Genomic DNA, 18,529 nt, shown 5'->3' on the forward strand with positions numbered 1-18,529 from the left:
CAGCCCATTCCCCAGCCGCACCCCTTCCGCACCGGCCGGGGCTTCTCCCGGCATCACCCCATGTCCTTGAAGAACCGAAGGAGAGCATGCGTGTCCATCGCCGATGTATCGAACAAGTCCCTGACCGACCTCGTTTCCTTGCGAGAGCGATGCGCGGTCGTGACCGGAGGCGGGCGAGGGCTGGGCAAGGCCATCGCGTCCCGGCTCGCCGAGGCCGGCGCCGATCTGCTGATCGGCGACATCGACGGAGAACTCGCCGTGGCCACCGCCAAGCAACTCGCCGGACACCACGGGGTGCGCGTGATCGGCACCACCATGGACGTCACCGACGCGGCATCCGTCGTCGCGGCTGCCGACCGCGCGATCGCCGAGCTAGGCAGCCTGGACATCTGGGTTAACAACGCCGGAGTCTTCCCCAACATCCCCCTGCTGCAAATGAGCGAGGAGACCTGGGACGAGGTGTTCGCGGTGAACACGCGCGGGGTCTTCATCGGCGCGCGCGAGGCGGCCCGCCGCATGGCCACGAGCTCGGACGAAGGCAGGGGCGGTGTCATCGTGAACATCGTCTCGACCGCCGGATTCCGTGGCAGCGCCCCAGGTTTGGCCGCCTACGTCGGATCCAAGCACGCCGTCCGTGGCCTCACCCGTGAGCTGGCCCTCGAACTCGCCCCATTGGGTATCCGCGTGCTCGGAGTCGCACCCAGCTACGTTCCCACGGAAGGAAACATGATGGCGGCCGCAGACGCAGGCGTGAACCCTGACGACATCCCACCCACCGACCTCATGGTGAACTCCCCCATCGGCCGCGTCGGCGTGCCCGACGACATCGCGCGCGTGGTGCTGTTCTGCGCCTCGGACCTGTCAGCGTTCATGACCGGCAGCACGCTGCTCGCGGACGGCGGCGCCACCGCCTGACGCGCCGCGAGCGACACGCCCGCCACGGAATCGCGCCGTGAGCAACGCCGGGGTGCTGGACAAGGGCGATGTCGGCATCGCCCGGCCGCTGCAGATGACGGCTGATCTTGGCGGTCATTTCCACGAGCGCACTCCGTGCAACGCGAGATCGAGGTATTGCTCGACCCACACCTCGAGATCGTCCTCGGCCGGTCGAGCCCTTCGGACAGGCCGAGGACCTTTCGTGAAGTGGCTTTGCGGCGATCCTGCTCTGCCGCCGAAACGGCCGAGCCGGGCGTCCGCGAGCTCATGACGTCAGATCACTTCATAGAAGGAGTGTTCCGTAAGGGGATCCTTCAGCGGCAGGACGTGGCCATCCAGACCGAGCAGCTCCTTGCCGTCGGCGTCGCCGAAGAGCGGATCTACATCGACCGCGGGTTCTCCGGCACCACCCGCCGCAACCGCGCAGGCCTGGACCAGGCTCTCGCAGCCACCTGGGACGGGACCGTCTTCACCGTCACCAAATTCGACCGCTTCGCCCGCAACATGGCCGAGGCCAACGAGATCCTCACCGACCTGTCCGGCCGCGGCGTCCTGTTCGGCCTGGGCGGATCCGTCTACGACTGGAACGACCCGTTCGGGCGGCTGTTTCTACAGACCCTGGCCATGGTCGCCGAGTTCGAAGCCAACATCGGGCACCAACGCACCCGCGAAGGCATGGCCCTGGCGAAGAAGAACGGCAAGCTCAAAGGCAAACAGTCCAAACTGCCCGAGCCAGCGCGGCGTTCGATCCGCCGCCGCTACGCCGAGGGCGAGGTATCCCTGGCCGATCTAGCCCTTGAGTACAGCCTCGGACGCTCCACCATTCATCGCATCATCCATGGCGCAGAACCCCCAAGTAGGACACGGGAGCAACGCCTCACCGCTGCTCGCGGCGGCGAGGACCTCCGGCCTTCTCAAGCACTCGCTACCTGTCATCGCCGGCTGGCACGGCGCGGCGACCGGCCTGATCGCCGGGATCGTCGCAATATGGACGGCGCCCGTGACACGTGAGTCGAACAACGTGGACCCCGATACCGGAACCGAAGCCGAGCGTGGCCTCGCTCCAGCCCTGTGCGGAAGGACGTAAGTCATGACCGAGATCTTGAGTCAGCCCGAAGTCCCGGAGTTCCCCGGCACGAGGGCGGCGCGCTGCCCGTTCGACCCGCCGCCGAACCTGCACGCTCTGCAGAAGGAGGGCCCGCTGGCCAAGGTCCGGCTGTGGGACGGCAGCACGCCGTGGATGGTGACCACGTACGCCGAGCAGCGGGCGCTGCTGGCCGATCCCAGGGTCAGCGCCGAGTTCTCCCGCCCCGGCTACCCGAGGCAGGGTCCCTTCACCGGCTCGTTCGCCAGTTTCATCATGATGGACGACCCCGAGCACCACCGGCTGCGCCGCATGGTGCAGGCTCCGTTCACCGTCAGGCGGGTGGAGGGCATGCGCCCGGCCGTACAGAAGATCGTGGACGATCTGATCGACGATCTGCTGGCCGGGCCGAAGCCGGTGGATCTGGTGGAGGCGTTCGCGCTGCCGGTCCCGTCGCTGGTGATCTGCGAGCTGCTCGGCGTCCCGTACGCCGATCATGACTTCTTCCAGGACAACAGCAAGGTCATGATCAACCGTGGCACCGCCCCCGAGGTCCGCGCCGCCGCCAGCGCCCGGCTGGCCGAATACCTGAACGCCCTGGTGGGCGAGAAACTCGCCAACCCCGCCGGCGACCTGCTGTCCCGGCTGGCCGAGCGGGTCAAGACCGGTGAGCTGTCGCAGCTGGAAGCCGCGCAGATGGGAGTGCTCCTGCTCATCGCCGGGCACGAGACCACCGCGAACATGATCGCCCTCGGCACGTGCGCCCTGCTGCAGAACCCCGACCAGCTCGCGCTGCTGCGCGCCGGCGACGACCCGGACCTGGTCGCCGGGGCCGTGGAAGAGCTGCTGCGCTACCTCAACATCACCCACAGCGGACGCCGCCGGGTCGCCCTGGAGGACATCGAGATCTCCGGCCAGACCATCCGGGCGGGCGAGGGCCTGATCATGCCGAACGACATCGGCAACCGCGACCCCGAGATCTTCCCCAACCCCGACGAACTGGACATCAGCCGCGACGCCCGCCGCCACGTGGCCTTCGGCTTCGGCGTCCACCAGTGCCTGGGCCAGCCGCTGGCCCGGATGGAGCTGCAGGTCGCCTACAGCACCCTCTACAAGCGCATCCCCACGCTGCGCCTGGCGGCCGACCTGGAGCAGATCCCGTTCAAGCACGATGGGGCGGTGTACGGCGTCTACGAACTGCCGGTCACCTGGTAACCCACCCCCACCGGCGGGCAGTGGCGGTGTGCCCAGGCCGGCATCCAGGCCCGCGCCCTGCGCATGCGGCCCTGGCGGCTCGACCACCACACGCATAACAGGTCAGGCGTGGCTTGGCATGCTCCTCGGCCGTCGTTAAGGGGCGTCACGGCTCAGGGTGTTCCCCAGGCCCGGACGAACGTCTCCACGGCGGCGCGGGCCATGGTCCGCAGTTCCGAGTCGGTGATCTGCTGCGTCCCCATCCGGGTGCGGGCCTCCAGAGGGCCGGTCAGCAGGGCCATGAACTGCTCGGCCGCCAGGTCGGGGTCGGGGGTGCGCAGGCGTCCGGAGAGCGCGAGCCTGGCCAGCCGGTCGGCCAGAGCCTGGTTGAGCCGGTGCGGGCCGCTGTCCAGGACGAGGTCGAGGGCGTCGGGGAACGTGGTGATCTCCGAGTAGAGCAGCCGTTTCAGCGAGCATGATCGCTGGTCGGTGTGCAGCCGGAGCAGCTCGTACGCGACGCCCTCCAGCGTGGCGGGCAGGTCGTCGCCGGGCGCGGCGAGCGGTTCGAGGGCGGCCAGTCGCTCGCTCAGCACGGTCCGCGCGGCGGCCTCCAGGGCGTGCCTGAACAGGGTGGCCTTGTCGGTCATGTGGTTGTACACCGTCGGCTTGGCCACGCCCGCCTCGGCGGCGATGTCCTGTACGCCCGCCTGCGCGTAGCCCAGCCGGGCGAATACCGTGAACGCGCCCTCCAGGATCGCCTGCCGCTTGTCGATCCGCCCGCGCGTGGTGCTCATGCCGTTGATTGTACTCGCTGGTTCAACTTCATTGACTTGAGAGTTGCATGCGAACGCATGGGATCACTACTTTGAACCCATGAGTTCAAATCCTTCGGATGATGACCGGCTGGACCCACGACTGCTGGGCACGATCGCCGTGATCCTGCTCGGCGGGCTGCTGGGGATCCTCAACAGCACCATGGCGGCCGTCGCCACGGACACCCTGGCCGCGGCCTTCGACACCTCGCTCAGCACGATCGGCTGGGCGTCCACCGGCTTCCTGCTGGCCGTGACGGCCACCATCCCGTTCACCACCTGGGCCGTGGACCGGTTCGGTGGCAGGCGCCTGTGGGTGGCCGGTCTGCTGATCTTCCTGGTCGGCTCGCTCGCAGCCGGGCTGTCCTGGAACGTCGGCAGTCTGATCGCGTTCCGGGTGCTGCAGGGGTTCGGGGCGGGGCTGCTCGATCCGCTCGTACTGATCCTGCTGGCCCGCGCCGCCGGACCGCGCCGAGCCGGGCGGGTGATGGGGCTGATGGGGGTGGTGCTGTCCCTCGGGCCCGTGCTCGGGCCGATCGCGGGTGGCGCGATCCTCGGCGCCTTCGAGTGGCGGTGGATGTTCCTGATCGGCGTGCTCGTCGGCGTGGTCGCCCTCGTACTCGCGCTGCGGGTCATCCCCGCCGACGGGCCCGGCGAGAGCGGCGAGGCGCGACTGGACGTCCTGGGGCTGGCGCTGCTCGGACCCGGCTTCGCGGTGGTGGTGCTGGCTCTGTCGCAGGTGGCCGAGCAGGGCGAGTTCACCGCCTGGCAGGTGCTGCTCCCGCTCGGCGCGGGTGCGGCCGTCCTGATCGGGTACGCCGTGCGCGCGCTTCGCACCACAGCCCCGTTGATCGACCTGAGATTGTTCGCCAACCGGGGCTTCACGGCGAGTGTCACGATCATGGGCCTCGGCGGGATGGCGGTCTTCGCCTCCCTGTTCGCGCTGCCCCTGTACTACCAGCAGGCACACGGGCACGGCGTACTGGCCGCCGGGCTGCTGATGGCCCCGGTCGGGCTCGGCGGCTCGATCGCCATGCCGGTGGCCGGACGGCTGTCGGACCGGCTAGGCCCACGCGGGCTGGCCACCGGCGGCGCCCTCTTGGCGGCCCTGAGCGGGCTGGCGCTCACCCGGATCGGCGCGGACACCCCGGAGATCTTGCCGGTGCTGGCCTCACTCGGGATCGGGCTGGGCATGGGCTGCTTCAGCGCGCCGGCGATGGGCTCGCTCTACCGGGCGCTGCCGCCGGAGATGGTGGCGCAGGGCAGCTCCGTGCTGTACATGCTCAACCAGCTCGGCGCGGCACTCGGCGTCGCGCTGGTCACACTCATCTTCCAGACCTCTGGCGACCCGATCGGCGGTGTCCACGGGGTCTACTGGTTCGCCGTGGGCATGATCGTGATCGTCATGGTCCTGATCCCGCTCCTGTCGGGCCCGCCGCGGACGCCGGTCGTACAGGATGAGCTCACGACGACCTCGTGAGCATTGGTGGCATGGACGGGATGGGCCGGGTTCCTAACGACCTGGTCGCCGTTGTGGGTGCGGGCCCACCCCGCCGGGCATGATCGTGACCGAGTCGGCGATCCTGGCCGCCGACACTACGGCGCGTTCTGATCGAGATCAGGCAGTTGGCCGCATATCGAGGTCGGAGAAGATGGGTGCACGGAATCGTCTGGCGACGAGCCGGGCCCGTGCCGGGCGTCGAGCCAGGCGTTGAGATCGCCCAGGTCCCCGCTGATCATGGCGGTGATGAGGAGGTGGTGGAGTTCGTGGGGCGTCTCGGTGAGGTCGTCGAGCAGGGCGCGGTATCGGCTGGTGACACTGCGCGCGAACCCGCTGAGGGATCGTAGGTAGGGGTTGGCCGTGCGCCGTGCTGTGCTGATGTCGTCGGTGGAGAGTCGCCCGGTGACGTCGGCGAAGGCGTATTTCGTCAAGTGCGTCGAGTCGGGTGGTTCGGTGAGGCCATGCAGGTCGGCCGTATGGCGGGCGATGGTCGTGGCCTCGATGTCGGTGGCGCCTTCCATGACGATGCCCAGGTTGCGGGTCCGGCGGGCGTCCGGTGGGTCTGGCAGCGAGTATGTGGTGCCGTCCAGCCGGCGGAAGTTGATGCCGTATTGGACGCGGGCGGGCTCGCCGCGTGGGCCGAGCCGGTAGCGGCGGTACGTGCCGAAGTGTAGGCAGTCGTGAGCATAGGCGCGTAGGAGATCCAGCGCGACGGCCTGGGGCGTCGGTGGGGTGGTGTGGCCGGACAGGTTGCCGAACAGGGTGATGGCGGCGTTCATTTGCAGGTGTCGATAGCCCTGGCCGGGGTGGTGGAAACCGCCGAAGGATTGGGCTGAGCCTGCGGCGGCTGTGGAGCGGACGCCGACCCACACGCGCTGCGGTGGGAGCAGGGCGCGGATGCCGATCTCGGCGTAGCGAGTGGACAGCAGTTCGTACCCGCTGCGGAACAGGTCGAGATCGACAGTGGCGGGTCGGGCTGCCAGGAGGTGCGTGAGCGTCTGGAAGGTGATGCCGGGCAGTGGCGCGGGCGCAGCCCCGGTGCGTAGGCCGCGCAGCAGAGCGTGAAGTCGGTGTCGCTCGGCCGGCGTCCCGTCGAGGTGTTCGTTGGCGAGCAGGACGGTCATCGAAAGCCTCTTCTGGATGGGGGATGAGACTTCGAGATCACCACGTTTTCGCAGGTCAGCAGGCCGTTCCGCGTGTCATGCAAACCTGTTTGCATGGCGTGCAACCGCCGCGACAATATGTCATCGCAACGCTACGATGTGTGAGGATCCTCATCGCCAGGAGCCGCTGATGCACGCCGGACAGATCGTGCGTACCGCGCGCCAGGCCAGGAAGATGACACTGGCCGAACTCGGACAATGCTGCGGCTACTCACCCGCTCAGTTGTCGCGCTACGAGCGCGGCAAGACGCCGTTGACCGACATCACCCTGCTGCGGACGTTCGTCGACATCCTGGGGATCTCGCCCGACGCCCTTGGTCTCGCCTCACCCTATGAGGGGTGCGACGGTCCGATCTGCCTGCCGATCTCCGGCGCACCTCGGCTCTCGCCGTTCGACGGTCATGGTGTGGGTGCAGGTGCGGGCGGGGAGGATGATCCGGTGCGACGACGCAGTTTGCTGATCGGAGCCGGCCTCGCGGTGCCTGCCGCTCTGCTGACCAGGGTCGAGGAGGCACTGGCGGTGCTGCCCGCGCCCCAGGCCGCGGCCACCGCCGGCGACGTGACGAGCTTGCTGGGCCGGGCCCGGCTGCGGTTCGACACCGGTGACCTGGCGGCCCTTCTGCGCGGTCTGCCCGGTCTGCTTTCCGCCGGGCATGACGTGCTGGATCGCGCGCCGAGCGACGAACGCCACCTCGCTCTACTGGCGGGCTGCTATGACCTGGCGTCCGAGGCGTTGCAGAAGGTCGGCCGTCTGCAGGCCGGCCGCATCACGGCCGATCGAGCCGTCACCTACGCCGCCCTGTCCGGCGACCTGGTCGCCCAGGCGATGGCCGCCCGGTCCTGTGGCATCGTGCTGCGCCACCAGGGCCATAGGGAACTCGCCGAACAGGTCACCTATGCGGCGGCCACCCGGCTCGACAACAGCGGTCTGCGTACGACCGCCGCGGCGAACACACTGGCACAGATCTTGTGCACCTCGGCTTACAACGCCGCTCAGGCCGGCGACCGCGACCGGGCCATCGACCTGATCGACGAAGCCTCCCGCGCCGCGCGGGCCGTCCCGGCGGAACTGCCCGCCGCCAACCGGTTCGCCGTCAGCCCGGCGCAAGTCGCCCTGTACCGGGTGGGTGTGCATTGGGCGCTGGGCGAGCCCGGAGCCGCGATGCGCGCCGGCCAGGGTTTGCACCCTGCCCAGTTTCCGACCCCTGAACGGCGGGCGCGGCTGCTCACCGACCTGGCCCGCGTCTGGGCCCAGGCCGACGATCCCGGCCGGGCCATCGGCGCCCTGCTAGCCGCGCACGGGCACGCGCGCACCGAGGTTCGCGACCGCTCCAGCATCCGGGGACTGGCCATCGAGCTGGTACGCCGACATCCGGCCAGCACGGGCGCGGACCGGCTCGCTCTGATCCTGGCCGGAACCTGAGCTCTCCCATCCCACCCACACCGACCCGGGAGATAACGACGTGAACGAGCTGCTGGCCAAGCTGTGGCGCCTGGGCAAGCCCTTGCAGTGGCGCTTGCTGTGGCTCGTGAACGCCAAGTTCATGTGCGGGATCACCGGGGTCACCCGCACCGAGGACGGCCAGGTTCTCCTGCTGCGCCACCGGCTGTGGCCTGCCGACCGGCAATGGGGCTTTCCCACCGGCTACGCCAACAAAGGCGAGAAGCACGAGGACACCATTGTTCGAGAGGTACGCGAAGAGACCGGCCTGACCGTGAAGGTCGGTCGCCTTCTCCAGGTGAACAGCGGCTTCAAGCTCCGCATCGAGATCTTCTACGAGGCCACCCTGATTGGCGGACTCGACAACCTTGCCGTCGACGGCAGGGAGGTCATTGACGCCAGACTGTTCGCCGCGAACTCACTGCCCGATGGGATGCCCGAGGCCCACAAGAGGCTCATCCGGGGAACCTGACCGCAAGGCCCGCCGTGCCCAGGCGCTGCTGCTGCATCGCAAAGCCAGCGCCGCGCTCCACAGCTCCAGGGCAGAGCGTGTTTCCTCGGTGTTATCCCGCCTTCGGAACTCCCTCGGCGGAGGGAGGTGTGAAGCTACGGTCATCCACGACAGTCGTGGAGTCAGTTCACGTTGCGAGCGTTGGAGAAACGTCGTGATCAAAGTTCTGTGCCGCACTGTTGGGGTCCTCTTTCTGGCCGCCGCCGCCACGCCGCAGGCCGGCGTCGCGGCCGCGGCCATCACGTCGGGCGAAGTCGCGCCGACCGCCAGTGCGACCACCGCGTCCATCAAGGGATGGGCGCGGATGTACTTCCCGGCCCCAGGCAACGACGTCCAGGTCACGGTCGATGCCCATGGTGAATTCACCGCGGAGAGCCCCGTCTTCCCCACCCGTGCGTGGGGTACGTTTCGCATCTATCACGCCGTCAAAGAGCCGGGTAAGCCACGCCAGGAGAACTGGGGAGAGGTCGAGGTCGACTGCCTGACGAGCGGCGGCCCTACCGCGACCGTCACAGGCATACTCGTCCGAGCCACCCCAGGCGGCCCATGGGAAGAGCTGGTGAAACGGAAGGTCCGCATGGGCGTGAGCTTCTACGTCGCCGGCAAGGGTGCGGGCCCCAGCCGCATCGGTCTGAGCGGGGCGACATTGCCGGAACAACCGCCGTTGACCAAATGCATGGCCCCTGCCCCTAACGCGCCGGTGATACGGGGCGGCTACGTCCTCAAGGACAAGGGCCCGCTCACATGAGGCGCCCCTCGGCGCCGGCGAAGATGAGGCCGAATTCGTAGGCCAGAACCGCCGCCTGGGTGCGGTCGCGAGCCCCGAGCTTCTCCAGGACGTGGCGGACGTGCGTCTTGACCGTCTCTACGGACACGTACAGGGTCGCCGCGATCTCCGCGTTGTTCTGCCCGTACGCGATGTGCCGCAGTACGTCCAGCTCGCGCGGGGTCAACTCGACCGGCACGCGCGGCTTCGACCTACCGGCATGTGGTGAGGCGATGCGGCGCAGCGCGTCGGGGAAGAGCACCGCGTCGCGGGAATGCACGAGCCGGATGGCATCCACCAGCTCCTCCGCGGGCGCGCGCTTGAGAACGTAGCCGGCCGCGCCGGCGCGCAGCGCACCCCAGACCAGCTGGTCGTTCTCGAACGTCGTGACCACGATGACCCGCGTCGCCGGGGAGCGGCGGGCGAGCTCCTGGGTGGCGGCCAGGCCGTCGAGGCGGGGCATGCGGATGTCCATCAGCACGACGTCCGCGCCACTGCCGGCCTCGACGGCCGCACGACCGTCGGCTGCCTCGCCGACGACCTCGATGTCGTTGTGGAAGGAGAGCATCGTCGACCAACCCGAACGGATCAGCGTCTCGTCGTCGGCCAGGACGACGCGGATCACAGCGGCAGCGTCGCCTGGATGCGCCACGTGCCCTCCATCTTCTTGTGTACGAACGTGCCGCCGGCCAACCGGGCCCGCATGCGCATGCCGGTGAGGCCGCGCCCTTCCCGGCCGGGCCGCGGGGAGGTGTCGGCCGTTCTGTTGTCCACGGTGAGGATCAGATCGTCGCCGGTGGCGACGTCGATCACGATCGGGCCCCGCCCGTGACGCAGGGCGTTGGTGAGCGCCTCCCTGGCGATGGCGAAGGCCACGCGCGAGGTGGCGGCCGGAACCCGGTCGAGGCGGCCGACGTTCGCGCGCACGTCGAGGCCGCGGATCAGCTCGCGGAGCGAGTCGAGTGTGGGTGTCTCGGCCGGGTCGCCGTCGTCGAGTACGCGGAGCAGCACGTCGAGGTCCTGCTGGGCGTTTCGGGCGGTGTTCGTCAGATGGCTGAGCGAGTCGCCGACCTCCGGCACGCGCGCCTTCCGCAGCGCCGCTTGAGCGGCCATCGCCTGTACGAGGACGACGCTGAGGGCATGACCGACCGAGTCGTGCAGTTCCATGGCCAGGCTCTGGCGGCGGCCGAGTTCCTCGATGACGCGGGACGGCTCGGCGCCCAGCAGCCGGCGCGCCGCCCACCGCTGGCCGAGGCCGGCCGCGACCATCGCGGCCAGTGTGCCCGCCGCGAGGACGCACACCCCGGCCAGCTCACCTGGAGCCGCGCGCCACCGCGATACGTCACCCAGCCGGACCAACCCAGGAGACAGCAGCAACACCCCCGCACCAAGGGTGGCGCCGCCGTACAGGTGCAGGCTGGTCAGGGCCGCCAAATAGAGCCGATCAGTCCCCTGGGGCACAACGACGCCGAGCAGTTCCGACAGCGCGGCCCTCTCAAGGCGCCGCATCAACGGCACCGCGGCCAGCAGCATCGCGGCAGGCAGGCACGCGGCCCACAACGCGAACACCCGCACCGGAGTCTGCTCCGCCAGGATGACCAGGCCGAGCGCCACCGCCACCGGGGTCAGCAGCGCGGCCCCCAGCAGCTGGTAAATCCCGGCCCGCACAGCTCGGGCGAAGCGACCTTTCACGGGGACCGACGTTAGCCGACGGCCCGCCGCCCGGCCTCCCTCGTGTGGGGGATGAGCCTGGCTCGGGACAGCTGTGATCCTCGAAGGCGCCACTCTTTGAGGAGAATCTTCATGACCGCTGACACCCTGGGGAGCAGACTGCATGGCCGGATCGCGGCGGGCGTCCCCCGCTGGGCCGTGCTGGCCGCCTACGCCATCCCGCTGGCCGTGCTGCCCTCCAGCCTGTGGCGCATCGCCGCCTTCATCGTGAATGTGCCGCTGCTGGAGCCCGGCCCCACGCCTGCTGGGCAGGAACAGCTGAACGGGTGGTGGTACATCCTTCTGCTCAGCGTGGTGAGTGAAGGGGCGGCCCTTCTCGCCGTCGGGCTGGTCAGCGAGTGGGGTGAGGTGTGGCCGCGTTGGGTGCCGGTCCTGCGTGGCCGCCGGGTGCCGGTCATGGCCGCGGTCATCCCCGCTGGTCTTGGCGCGCTCGCGCTGCTGGTCTTCCCCTATGCGATGATCGGCATCAGTCTCGGCGTGAAGTTCAACGGTGACCCGACCGGATTGGTCACGCACGGCTGGCAGACAGTGGTCTTCCATGTCATGTACTGGCCGCTGGCCGTCTGGAGTCCGCTGCTCGCCCTGCTGACGGTGCACTACTATCGCCGCCGCAGCACTGTCGCACCCCGCGGCCGCGCCCTGGTGCCCTCCCAATAAACCTGCCCTTGGATGCGCCGATGTGTTCGCCGGACAAGAGTGTGGTTGGATCCGCGCGTGAATATGATTCGAGCGTTTTCGCCGGAGCAGTACGAGCGCGCCCTGGAAGCATGGCAGTGGGCCGATATCGGAGACAAGGTCCCGCTCTTCGCGTCCCCGTTCGGGGACGTCTTCCTCCGCTCCGACGACGGCTGCTGGTTCCTCAGCATCGTGCACGGCACGCTGACCCGGTGCTGGGACGGCGTCGAGGCGCTGCGAGCGGAGCTGGACACGCCGGACGGTCAGGAACGGTATCTGATGGCCGGGCTGGCCCAGGAAGCCGAACGTGCCGGGATCGTCCCCGATGCCGAACAGGTCTACGACTTCAAGCATCCGCCGGTCGCCGGTGGTCGGGTCGCGGTCGACAACATCGACGCCATCGACTTCGTGGTCAGCGTCAACGTCGCCGGCCAGATCCACGGGCAGGTCAAGGACCTACCGGAAGGGACCGAGATCTCCATCTCCACGGACCTGGAGGCGGTCGGCTGGGCGGCGATCGAGACGGCGTTGCACGATCTCTACGGCGACACCGAACCGGTGGGCACCTTCGCACCCGACGTGCCGTACTCGGCCGGCGGTCCCGATCCGTTGGACGCGATCCGGATCTACGCTCGGGACGAGCCGCGACCGCACTGGCACCTCGTGAGCTTCGGGATGTCCGAGCTCTACGAGAAGGTGACCGACGACCCGGAGGAGTCGGGCTGGGGGATCGAGTTCAGCATCCGGGTGGCCCGTGGCCCACAGGACGAAGCGCCGCCGAAGTGGCCGGCCGTGCTGTTGCAGCAGCTGGCCAGGTACGTCTTCGCGGAGCGGCCGTTCGCGCCCGGCCACACGATCCACGTGGCCCGGGGAACGTTCAACGACCGGCCGGACCAGGAGGCGGACAATCCAACCGAACTCGCGGCGCTCGCGTTCGCCGTCGACCCGCAGTTGGCCGTGCTGGACACTCCGCACGGCCGTGTGACGTTCCTGCAGGTCGTTGCGCTGACCGAGGCGGAGTACGCCGCGGCCAAGGGCGGCAACGCGGCCGCTGTGCTGGAGCGGGTCGAGCGGGACGTACCGTTGCACATCGTGGACCGGGACAGACGCTAACGATCTTTGCGTGGTGCTGTCACGGCAGTAAACGAACTTCAGCGCTCGGCAACTGCTTGGTCCACCAGTGGGCGTAGCGGCGATAGACAGTGGTCCCGCGGTCCGCCAGGAAGGCCGCCAGTCCCTCGGCCTCCGTCGCGAGCCCCTGCCACGCTTCCTCGTCCAAGCGGTGGAATGCGGTCGCTTCGATGCCGCCCTCGACCGGCCGCCACACGCCGGCGACGAAGCCGTCGACGAGCAGGGTCGGCAGGACGTCGCCGTTGCGCCGGATGACGATCGGGCGGTATTCGGGCGGAATGATGCGGCTGCGATCGGAGTAGGCGAGCAGGACGCTGTCCCACATGGGCAGCAGGCGGGGTGGGGCAGCAGTGTCCTCCGCGGGGAGCGGCGCGCCGGGCACATCGAACAGCGTCACCCCTCCCGGCCCCTCCAGCTCCTCGACCTCGTCGCCCAGAGCCTGCACAGCCAGCCGCAGCACCGACCGCTTGAGCAGGGTGAACTGCGCCATGTCCGGCACCGAGGCGGGGCCGAACGCCCGTAGGTAACGCAGAACCAACCGCTGTACGGACTCGTCCTCAGATTCCGGACCTGAAGTGGCGGTGCCTGCGTCGAGGAACGACGATCGCGCACCGAACGACCACGGTCCACCGGTCGGCGCGTGATGCAGAGGCGCGAACGTCCGCAGCGCCCACCAAGCACCCCGCTTGGGCTCCCCGTACCTGTCCTTGAGGAAGCCCTCGATCTCGGCGCTGGTACGCGGACTGGCCACGAACTCCGCGAGATGGGGAAGGAGGGCATCGGCGTCGGCGATGGACAGTCCGCTCGACGTGAAGCGGGAGTCGCCCAGCCGCGCGGCCCGTACCGTGCGCCGCATCGCGGTGTGGAAGTACGGGTAGTCCTCGGCGTGCACCGCGTGCAATGTGATGCGCAGCAGTGTGGCCTTGACCACCTCGCGGTCGGCGAACGCGACGTCCAACTCTTTCGCGTCGAAGTCGGTGAGCCGGTTCCACAGGGCGACATACGGTGACGGGGCCTCCTGCGCCTGCAGGGCGACGAGCCGGCGGACGGCGTCGGCCACGGTCAGCGGTTCGCGCCGTAACAGCAGTTGCCGGGCGAGCGTGGCCCGGTTGAGCTGTCGGGCGGTGAGTCTCATCTCCCCGTTCCTTGTCTTCGACGGCGGGCGGCCATCAGCGCCTGTCGTCATCCAGCGACGGGGAGCGTGATGTGGATGATTTTACGGCAGAAGGGGGAAGTCGCCGGACTTGAGGCCGGTGATGAATGTCCTCCACTCGGCGGGGGTGAAGATCAGTTTGGGGCCTTCTGGGTCCTTGCTGTCCCGAACCGCGACTACCCCGGGAAGATTCGTGGCGACTTCAACGCACTGGCCGCCGTTGTCTGAAGAGCGCGACGACTTCCGCCATACGGCGCCGCTCAGATCCATGCGTGTCTCGCTTCTTCGATCAACTTGAGGGATATGCGCTCAGGATAAGCCCACGGCCGTAGGACCTCATAGCGTTCCCAAATCGAGGACATAACGGCATGGTCCATCGTGATATGCGCCCGCGTCGTGCTGACCGACTTGGTGTTCTTGAGGTAAATGGTGAAGCGGTAGATCCGATTGGCGCGGTGACCGAGAGTCATGGCAGAGTGTCGAAGTCGCCGACTTTGAGGCCGATGATGAACGCCTTCCAGTCGGCGGGGGTGAAGATCAGTTTGGGGCCTTCTGGGTCCTTGCTGTCGCGTACGGCGACTACGCCGGGAAGGTTCGTGGCGACTTCAACGCACTGGCCGCCGTTGCCTGAAGAGCGCGACGACTTCCGCCACACGGCCCCGCTTAGGTCCATTTGTGCCTCGCTTCCTCGATCATCTTGCGGGATATGCGCTCAGGATAGGCCCATATTCGTATGGCCTCATAGCGCTCGCAAATTGAGGTCACAACGTCGAGGTCAGCGGTGATCTGCGCCTGAGCCGGTGCGTCTGAGCTGATGACACTGGGTTGCCCGTTCGGGAGTTCTGCGATCATGAAAGGTCCTGCCAGACCGGGGAGGCAATCCGGGTCGACAACCTGGATGAAGACTGATGGATGCGCCGCGACCTCCAGCAGGCGGTCAAGCTGTTCGCGCATCACTTCCGGTCCACCGACCCGGCGGTGCAACACGCCCGCGTCGAACAGCACGGAGACGAGGGGTGGCCTGCCTCGGTCGAGGATGCGCTGCCGTCGCATCCGGGCCTCGACTCTCTCCTTCACCCCGTCGGGGGTGGCTCGGGGTTCCATGCTGAAGATGTGGCGGGCATATGCCTCGGTCTGGAGAAGGCCCGGAATGAGCAGGGGATCCCACGAGCGCAACACCACAAGCGTCGGCTCGATCTCTTCAGCCCAGTTCCGGAACCAGGTCGGGCTGCCCGGCCGGGCGGTGATGCTCTGGTAGAGGCGAGTGAAGGAGACGCCCTCGGCCATGCCGAAGAGCTGGTCCAGTCGCTCGGCGTCGGACCGCGACGGTGTGCGGGTCGCCTTCTCCAGCCTGCTCACCTGCGTCTGCGTGCGCCCCAGCCGGGACGCCACGGCGGCCTGCGACAGCTCGGCGGCCTCTCGTAGCCGCCGCATCTCGGCGCCGAATCGCACGCGAGGGGACGCCGGGTCGAGAGACGGCACAACGTGCATCACATTTCCCCTCTAATCAGAGAAAAGCGGAAACCCTCTTCGGGTGGCTACACCATTTAAACCACGCCTGACCAGTGGCTGTCATTATGCGTGCTGTCCTGGCTTGGTGACTCGGTCGCCTACTCGACGCCAAGAAGGCACGCTAAAGCACAGCCTCTCTTTTCTGGCAGCAGATAAAGAAGGTTACCCATGACTTTCTATGGTCGGGAGAGAAATGACGGCGTGCGAACAGTACGAGAGATTCGACCGGCTGGCTCGGCTGGCCTGGGAGCTGCACAGTCTGGGCATCCGCGTCTCCCTGGGCGTCCCCCTGACCGGCCGGCCGGTTCTGGAGGTGGTTTCGGAGAGCGGCGCCAAGGTTCACATCACCGCCATTCGCCGTCGCTGCGGCTGGGTGTTCAGCTGGCGGCCATGGTGGGCGAGGTTGTGGTGGCGTGACAAAGGGGTGGTGGCTCACGCGGCCAATGTCGCCGACATCATCGCGGCGGAGGTGAACGCATGAGAAGGCCGCTCCGTCATTGCGACGACTCGCCCAAGACGCCATTCACGCACGCCACCTGGCGCAGGGAATTCCCGGCGACGGCGATATCCGTTCCCGAGGCCCGTGAATGGGTGGGTTCCCCGCTATCCGTCGGTGTCCCGTCCCCGTTCCTCGACGACGTGCTCCTGTTGCTGAGCGAGGTCGTCACCAACGCCATCACGCACTCCAACGCCGCCCACACCGTCGGTGGCCAGGTGGCTGTCCGGATCACCCGCACCGGCGCGACCGTGCGGGTGGAGGTGATCGACGCCGGCTCCACCATCACCGCGCCCGCCGTACGCGCCCCGACCCTCGACGACGACGGAGGCCGGGGCCTGTGGCTGGTGGATCTGCTGGCCGAGGAGTGGGGATTCCACCGCGACGAGACCGGCGGATCGGTCTGGTTCCGGCTGGCCGAGCGTGATTGACCATGTCCGGACGGACACTCACCTCGTGATGCGAAAGACAGCCCAAACTGTACAGTTTTGGCTGAACGATTTAGGGTGGAGGCATGGGCGACAAGACCGAGAACGCCTCCGCCGTCCGCACCGCGCGGGTCATCCAGGTGACCATCGGCCGCCTGCGCCGCCGCATCCTGAGTGTGAACGACGCCGCGGACATCACCCTCTCCCAGGCGTCCGTCCTCGCCCGGCTCTCCAAGAACGGGCCCGCCTCGGCGAGTGATCTCGCGGCCGTGGAAGGCGTACGCCCGCAGTCCATGGCCACCACGGTCGCGGCGCTCTCCCGCCTCGGGCTCGTGGAGCGCAACCCCCATCCCGAGGACGGCCGCAAGCGGCTCGTCACTCTCACCGGCCCCGGCCGCGAACGCGCCGAGGGCGACCGCGCCGCCCGCCAGGCCTGGCTGGCTCGCGCCCTGGAGGAGCGCTGCACCGAGAGCGAGCGGCGGACGGTGGTGAACGCGATGGCCGTCCTGGAGAAGCTGATCGAGCCATGAGTGATGACAAGCCCCACGCAGCCGCCGACGCGACGTCGCGCACAGGCGGCAGCGCAAGAGGCGACCAGGGGCGGTTCGATCGCCGGCTGATACCGCCGATGATCCTCGGGTCGGTTCTCAATCCGATCAACTCGACGATCATCGCCGTCGCGCTCGTCCCTATCGGTGTCGCCTTCGGGGCCCCGCCCTCGGAGACCGCCTGGCTCGTCTCGGCGCTCTATTTCGCCACCGCGCTCGGGCAGCCGGTCGTCGGGCGCCTCATCGACCTCTTCGGGCCGCGCCGGCTCTTCCTGATCGGCGCCGCCCTGGTCGGCGTCGCGGGCGTCGTCGGGATGTACGCCCCCAACCTGGGCGTTCTCATCGCGGCCCGGGTGGTGCTCGGTTTCGGCACCTGCGCCGGATACCCGGCCGCGATGTCGCTGCTGCGTCGCGAGGCGGACCGTACCGGGAACGACAACCCCCGTGGGGTGCTCACCACGCTCGCCGTCGCCACCCAGACCGTTGCCGTCATCGGCCCCGCGCTCGGTGGTCTGCTGATCGGCGTTGGCGGCTGGCGGGCCACCTTCGCCCTGAACATCCCGCTCGCCGCGGGCGCGCTGATCCTCGGGGCGCTGCGGCTGCCGAAAACGCCGCCCACCAGCCGTGGCGGCATCGCCGCGCGCCTGGATCTGCCCGGCGCCGGGCTGTTCACGGTCATGCTCATGGCGTTGCTGCTCTTCCTGATGAACCTGAGCGTCAGGTCGCTGTACCTGCTCGCCATCGCCGCCGCGGCGGCCGCCGCGTTCGTGTGGCGTGAGTTGCGCGCCCCCGAGCCGTTCATCGACCTGCGGGTGCTCGGCGGCAACCGCCCTCTGCTCGCCACCTACGCGCGCGCCCTGGTCGCGTACGTCGTCGCCTACGCCTTCCTCTTCGGCTTCACCCAGTGGGTGGAGGAGGGCCGCGGCCTGTCCGCCTCCCAGGCCGGGCTCGTACAGCTGCCGATGTTCCTGCTGGCCATCGTCGTCTCCACGCTCACCGGCCGCCGTAAGGGGGTGTGGGGCAAGCTCGTCGTCGGCGCGGTCGGACAGATCGTCGCGTGCGTGCTGATGCTGTTCCTGTACGCGAACAGCCAGGTCTGGATGCTGCTCGTCGTCGCCTTGGTGTTCGGCGTGCCGCAGGGGCTCAACAACCTCGGGCTGCAGAACTCGGTGTACCGGCAGGCCGATCCGGAGCGCATGGGCGCCTCGTCCGGGCTGCTCCGCACCTTCTCGTACATGGGCTCGATGGTCGCGTCCGCCGCGTCCGCGTTCGCCTTCGGCCGGCACGCCGACACCGGCGGCATGCACGTGCTGGCCTGGGTGATGATCGGCGCCGCGACGCTGTTCCTGCTGATCACGGTCGTCGACCGCAGCCTGGGTCGACTCGCCGTCTGAGTCCTTCGATCTGAAGACGATCGCGTATGAATGCCAGACTTTTAAGCATTGGT

Annotated in this window: 21 protein-coding genes; 13 read left to right on the forward strand and 8 right to left on the reverse strand. The window is 68.5% G+C overall.

The genetic code is table 11. The annotated features are described in order from the left end of the window. Positions 1-90 precede the first annotated feature (90 nt). The 3 genes from AB0B64_RS06205 (at position 91) to AB0B64_RS06215 (ending at position 3,235) form a co-directional block, all read left to right on the forward strand. Complete coding sequence (locus AB0B64_RS06205; RefSeq protein WP_357940729.1) at positions 91-915, forward strand: SDR family oxidoreductase; 825 nt, start codon at positions 91-93, stop codon at positions 913-915. A 135-nt stretch (positions 916-1,050) separates the two neighbouring features. Then, positions 1,051-1,947, forward strand: coding sequence for a recombinase family protein (locus AB0B64_RS06210; protein ID WP_358175074.1), 897 nt, complete (start codon positions 1,051-1,053; stop codon positions 1,945-1,947). 79 nt (positions 1,948-2,026) lie between these two features. Beyond that, complete coding sequence (locus AB0B64_RS06215; RefSeq protein WP_358175077.1) at positions 2,027-3,235, forward strand: cytochrome P450; 1,209 nt, start codon at positions 2,027-2,029, stop codon at positions 3,233-3,235. A 152-nt stretch (positions 3,236-3,387) separates the two neighbouring features. On the opposite strand, the gene AB0B64_RS06220 is transcribed toward AB0B64_RS06215, so the two are convergent. Further along, positions 3,388-4,008, reverse strand: coding sequence for a TetR/AcrR family transcriptional regulator (locus tag AB0B64_RS06220; RefSeq protein ID WP_358175080.1), 621 nt, complete (start codon positions 4,006-4,008; stop codon positions 3,388-3,390). A 79-nt stretch (positions 4,009-4,087) separates the two neighbouring features. On the opposite strand from AB0B64_RS06220, the gene AB0B64_RS06225 reads away from it, so the two are divergent. Beyond that, a complete protein-coding gene (locus AB0B64_RS06225) occupies positions 4,088-5,506 on the forward strand; it encodes a DHA2 family efflux MFS transporter permease subunit (protein ID WP_358175083.1) in 1,419 nt (472 codons plus the stop codon). A gap of 116 nt (positions 5,507-5,622) precedes the next feature. Here AB0B64_RS06225 and AB0B64_RS06230 read toward each other — a convergent pair whose 3' ends face one another. Further along, entirely contained in the window at positions 5,623-6,651 is a 1,029-nt protein-coding gene (locus tag AB0B64_RS06230) for a hypothetical protein (protein WP_358175086.1), read from the reverse strand. A gap of 169 nt (positions 6,652-6,820) precedes the next feature. Here AB0B64_RS06230 and AB0B64_RS06235 point away from each other — a divergent pair, with 169 nt between their 5' ends. From AB0B64_RS06235 to AB0B64_RS06245, 3 genes are all read left to right on the forward strand, one after another. Next, positions 6,821-8,113 (forward strand): helix-turn-helix transcriptional regulator, encoded by a 1,293-nt coding sequence (locus AB0B64_RS06235; RefSeq protein ID WP_357940741.1) that lies wholly within the window; start codon positions 6,821-6,823, stop codon positions 8,111-8,113. 40 nt (positions 8,114-8,153) lie between these two features. Then, a complete protein-coding gene (locus tag AB0B64_RS06240; RefSeq protein ID WP_357940743.1) occupies positions 8,154-8,603 on the forward strand; it encodes an NUDIX domain-containing protein in 450 nt (149 codons plus the stop codon). A 193-nt stretch (positions 8,604-8,796) separates the two neighbouring features. Beyond that, positions 8,797-9,390 carry a hypothetical protein gene (locus AB0B64_RS06245; RefSeq protein WP_357940745.1) on the forward strand — a complete coding sequence of 198 codons (594 nt, stop codon included), beginning with the start codon at positions 8,797-8,799 and terminating at the stop codon, positions 9,388-9,390. Here AB0B64_RS06245 and AB0B64_RS06250 read toward each other — a convergent pair. Beyond that, positions 9,383-10,033 (reverse strand): response regulator transcription factor, encoded by a 651-nt coding sequence (locus AB0B64_RS06250; RefSeq protein WP_358175089.1) that lies wholly within the window; start codon positions 10,031-10,033, stop codon positions 9,383-9,385. The genes AB0B64_RS06245 and AB0B64_RS06250 overlap by 8 nt on opposite strands. After that, on the reverse strand, positions 10,030-11,100 hold the full coding sequence (locus AB0B64_RS06255; protein WP_358175092.1) for a histidine kinase: 1,071 nt from the start codon (positions 11,098-11,100) through the stop codon (positions 10,030-10,032). Before AB0B64_RS06255 ends, AB0B64_RS06250 begins: the two co-directional genes overlap by 4 nt. Before the next feature lie 111 nt (positions 11,101-11,211). Here AB0B64_RS06255 and AB0B64_RS06260 point away from each other — a divergent pair, with 111 nt between their 5' ends. Continuing rightward, on the forward strand, positions 11,212-11,796 hold the full coding sequence (locus tag AB0B64_RS06260; protein WP_358175095.1) for a hypothetical protein: 585 nt from the start codon (positions 11,212-11,214) through the stop codon (positions 11,794-11,796). A 63-nt stretch (positions 11,797-11,859) separates the two neighbouring features. After that, on the forward strand, positions 11,860-12,927 hold the full coding sequence (locus AB0B64_RS06265) for a suppressor of fused domain protein (protein ID WP_358175957.1): 1,068 nt from the start codon (positions 11,860-11,862) through the stop codon (positions 12,925-12,927). A 19-nt stretch (positions 12,928-12,946) separates the two neighbouring features. Here the strand turns inward: AB0B64_RS06265 and AB0B64_RS06270 are convergent, their stop codons facing one another. The 4 genes from AB0B64_RS06270 to AB0B64_RS06285 form a co-directional block, all read right to left on the reverse strand. After that, positions 12,947-14,080 carry a winged helix DNA-binding domain-containing protein gene (locus AB0B64_RS06270; RefSeq protein WP_358175098.1) on the reverse strand — a complete coding sequence of 378 codons (1,134 nt, stop codon included), beginning with the start codon at positions 14,078-14,080 and terminating at the stop codon, positions 12,947-12,949. A gap of 81 nt (positions 14,081-14,161) precedes the next feature. After that, positions 14,162-14,368, reverse strand: coding sequence for a DUF397 domain-containing protein (locus AB0B64_RS06275; protein WP_358175101.1), 207 nt, complete (start codon positions 14,366-14,368; stop codon positions 14,162-14,164). A gap of 196 nt (positions 14,369-14,564) precedes the next feature. Further along, the gene (locus tag AB0B64_RS06280) at positions 14,565-14,771 is read right to left on the reverse strand and encodes a DUF397 domain-containing protein (protein ID WP_358175104.1); all 207 of its coding nucleotides are present in this window, start codon (positions 14,769-14,771) and stop codon (positions 14,565-14,567) included. After that, complete coding sequence (locus AB0B64_RS06285) at positions 14,762-15,589, reverse strand: helix-turn-helix transcriptional regulator (protein WP_358175107.1); 828 nt, start codon at positions 15,587-15,589, stop codon at positions 14,762-14,764. Before AB0B64_RS06285 ends, AB0B64_RS06280 begins: the two co-directional genes overlap by 10 nt. A 214-nt stretch (positions 15,590-15,803) precedes the next feature. Between AB0B64_RS06285 and AB0B64_RS06290 the strand changes: the two genes are divergently transcribed. The 4 genes from AB0B64_RS06290 (at position 15,804) to AB0B64_RS06305 (ending at position 18,476) form a co-directional block, all read left to right on the forward strand. After that, positions 15,804-16,091, forward strand: coding sequence for a hypothetical protein (locus AB0B64_RS06290; RefSeq protein ID WP_358175110.1), 288 nt, complete (start codon positions 15,804-15,806; stop codon positions 16,089-16,091). Next, positions 16,088-16,537, forward strand: a complete 450-nt coding sequence (locus AB0B64_RS06295; protein WP_358175112.1) for an ATP-binding protein — start codon at positions 16,088-16,090, stop codon at positions 16,535-16,537. Before AB0B64_RS06290 ends, AB0B64_RS06295 begins: the two co-directional genes overlap by 4 nt. A gap of 83 nt (positions 16,538-16,620) precedes the next feature. Beyond that, the gene (locus tag AB0B64_RS06300; protein ID WP_357940756.1) at positions 16,621-17,064 is read left to right on the forward strand and encodes a MarR family transcriptional regulator; all 444 of its coding nucleotides are present in this window, start codon (positions 16,621-16,623) and stop codon (positions 17,062-17,064) included. Then, the gene (locus tag AB0B64_RS06305; RefSeq protein ID WP_358175115.1) at positions 17,061-18,476 is read left to right on the forward strand and encodes an MFS transporter; all 1,416 of its coding nucleotides are present in this window, start codon (positions 17,061-17,063) and stop codon (positions 18,474-18,476) included. The genes AB0B64_RS06300 and AB0B64_RS06305 overlap by 4 nt, the downstream gene beginning before the upstream one ends. The last annotated feature ends 53 nt before the right edge of the window (positions 18,477-18,529 follow it).

The sequence above is a fragment of the Nonomuraea sp. NPDC049129 genome (genome assembly GCF_040648495.1).
GTDB lineage: Bacteria > Actinomycetota > Actinomycetes > Streptosporangiales > Streptosporangiaceae > Nonomuraea.

Excerpts from the sequence above, each read along its gene's own strand:
- AB0B64_RS06215 (WP_358175077.1), top strand. The coding sequence starts at position 2,027 with ATGACCGAGATCTTGAGTCAGCCCGAAGTCCCGGAGTTCCCCGGCACG.
- AB0B64_RS06220 (WP_358175080.1), bottom strand. The coding sequence starts at position 4,008 with ATGAGCACCACGCGCGGGCGGATCGACAAGCGGCAGGCGATCCTGGAG.
- AB0B64_RS06225 (WP_358175083.1), top strand. The coding sequence starts at position 4,088 with ATGAGTTCAAATCCTTCGGATGATGACCGGCTGGACCCACGACTGCTG.
- AB0B64_RS06230 (WP_358175086.1), bottom strand. The coding sequence starts at position 6,651 with ATGACCGTCCTGCTCGCCAACGAACACCTCGACGGGACGCCGGCCGAG.
- AB0B64_RS06235 (WP_357940741.1), top strand. The coding sequence starts at position 6,821 with ATGCACGCCGGACAGATCGTGCGTACCGCGCGCCAGGCCAGGAAGATG.
- AB0B64_RS06260 (WP_358175095.1), top strand. The coding sequence starts at position 11,212 with ATGACCGCTGACACCCTGGGGAGCAGACTGCATGGCCGGATCGCGGCG.
- AB0B64_RS06265 (WP_358175957.1), top strand. The coding sequence starts at position 11,860 with ATGATTCGAGCGTTTTCGCCGGAGCAGTACGAGCGCGCCCTGGAAGCA.
- AB0B64_RS06270 (WP_358175098.1), bottom strand. The coding sequence starts at position 14,080 with ATGAGACTCACCGCCCGACAGCTCAACCGGGCCACGCTCGCCCGGCAA.
- AB0B64_RS06275 (WP_358175101.1), bottom strand. The coding sequence starts at position 14,368 with ATGGATCTGAGCGGCGCCGTATGGCGGAAGTCGTCGCGCTCTTCAGAC.
- AB0B64_RS06280 (WP_358175104.1), bottom strand. The coding sequence starts at position 14,771 with ATGGACCTAAGCGGGGCCGTGTGGCGGAAGTCGTCGCGCTCTTCAGGC.
- AB0B64_RS06285 (WP_358175107.1), bottom strand. The coding sequence starts at position 15,589 with ATGCACGTTGTGCCGTCTCTCGACCCGGCGTCCCCTCGCGTGCGATTC.
- AB0B64_RS06290 (WP_358175110.1), top strand. The coding sequence starts at position 15,804 with ATGACGGCGTGCGAACAGTACGAGAGATTCGACCGGCTGGCTCGGCTG.
- AB0B64_RS06295 (WP_358175112.1), top strand. The coding sequence starts at position 16,088 with ATGAGAAGGCCGCTCCGTCATTGCGACGACTCGCCCAAGACGCCATTC.
- AB0B64_RS06300 (WP_357940756.1), top strand. The coding sequence starts at position 16,621 with ATGGGCGACAAGACCGAGAACGCCTCCGCCGTCCGCACCGCGCGGGTC.
- AB0B64_RS06305 (WP_358175115.1), top strand. The coding sequence starts at position 17,061 with ATGAGTGATGACAAGCCCCACGCAGCCGCCGACGCGACGTCGCGCACA.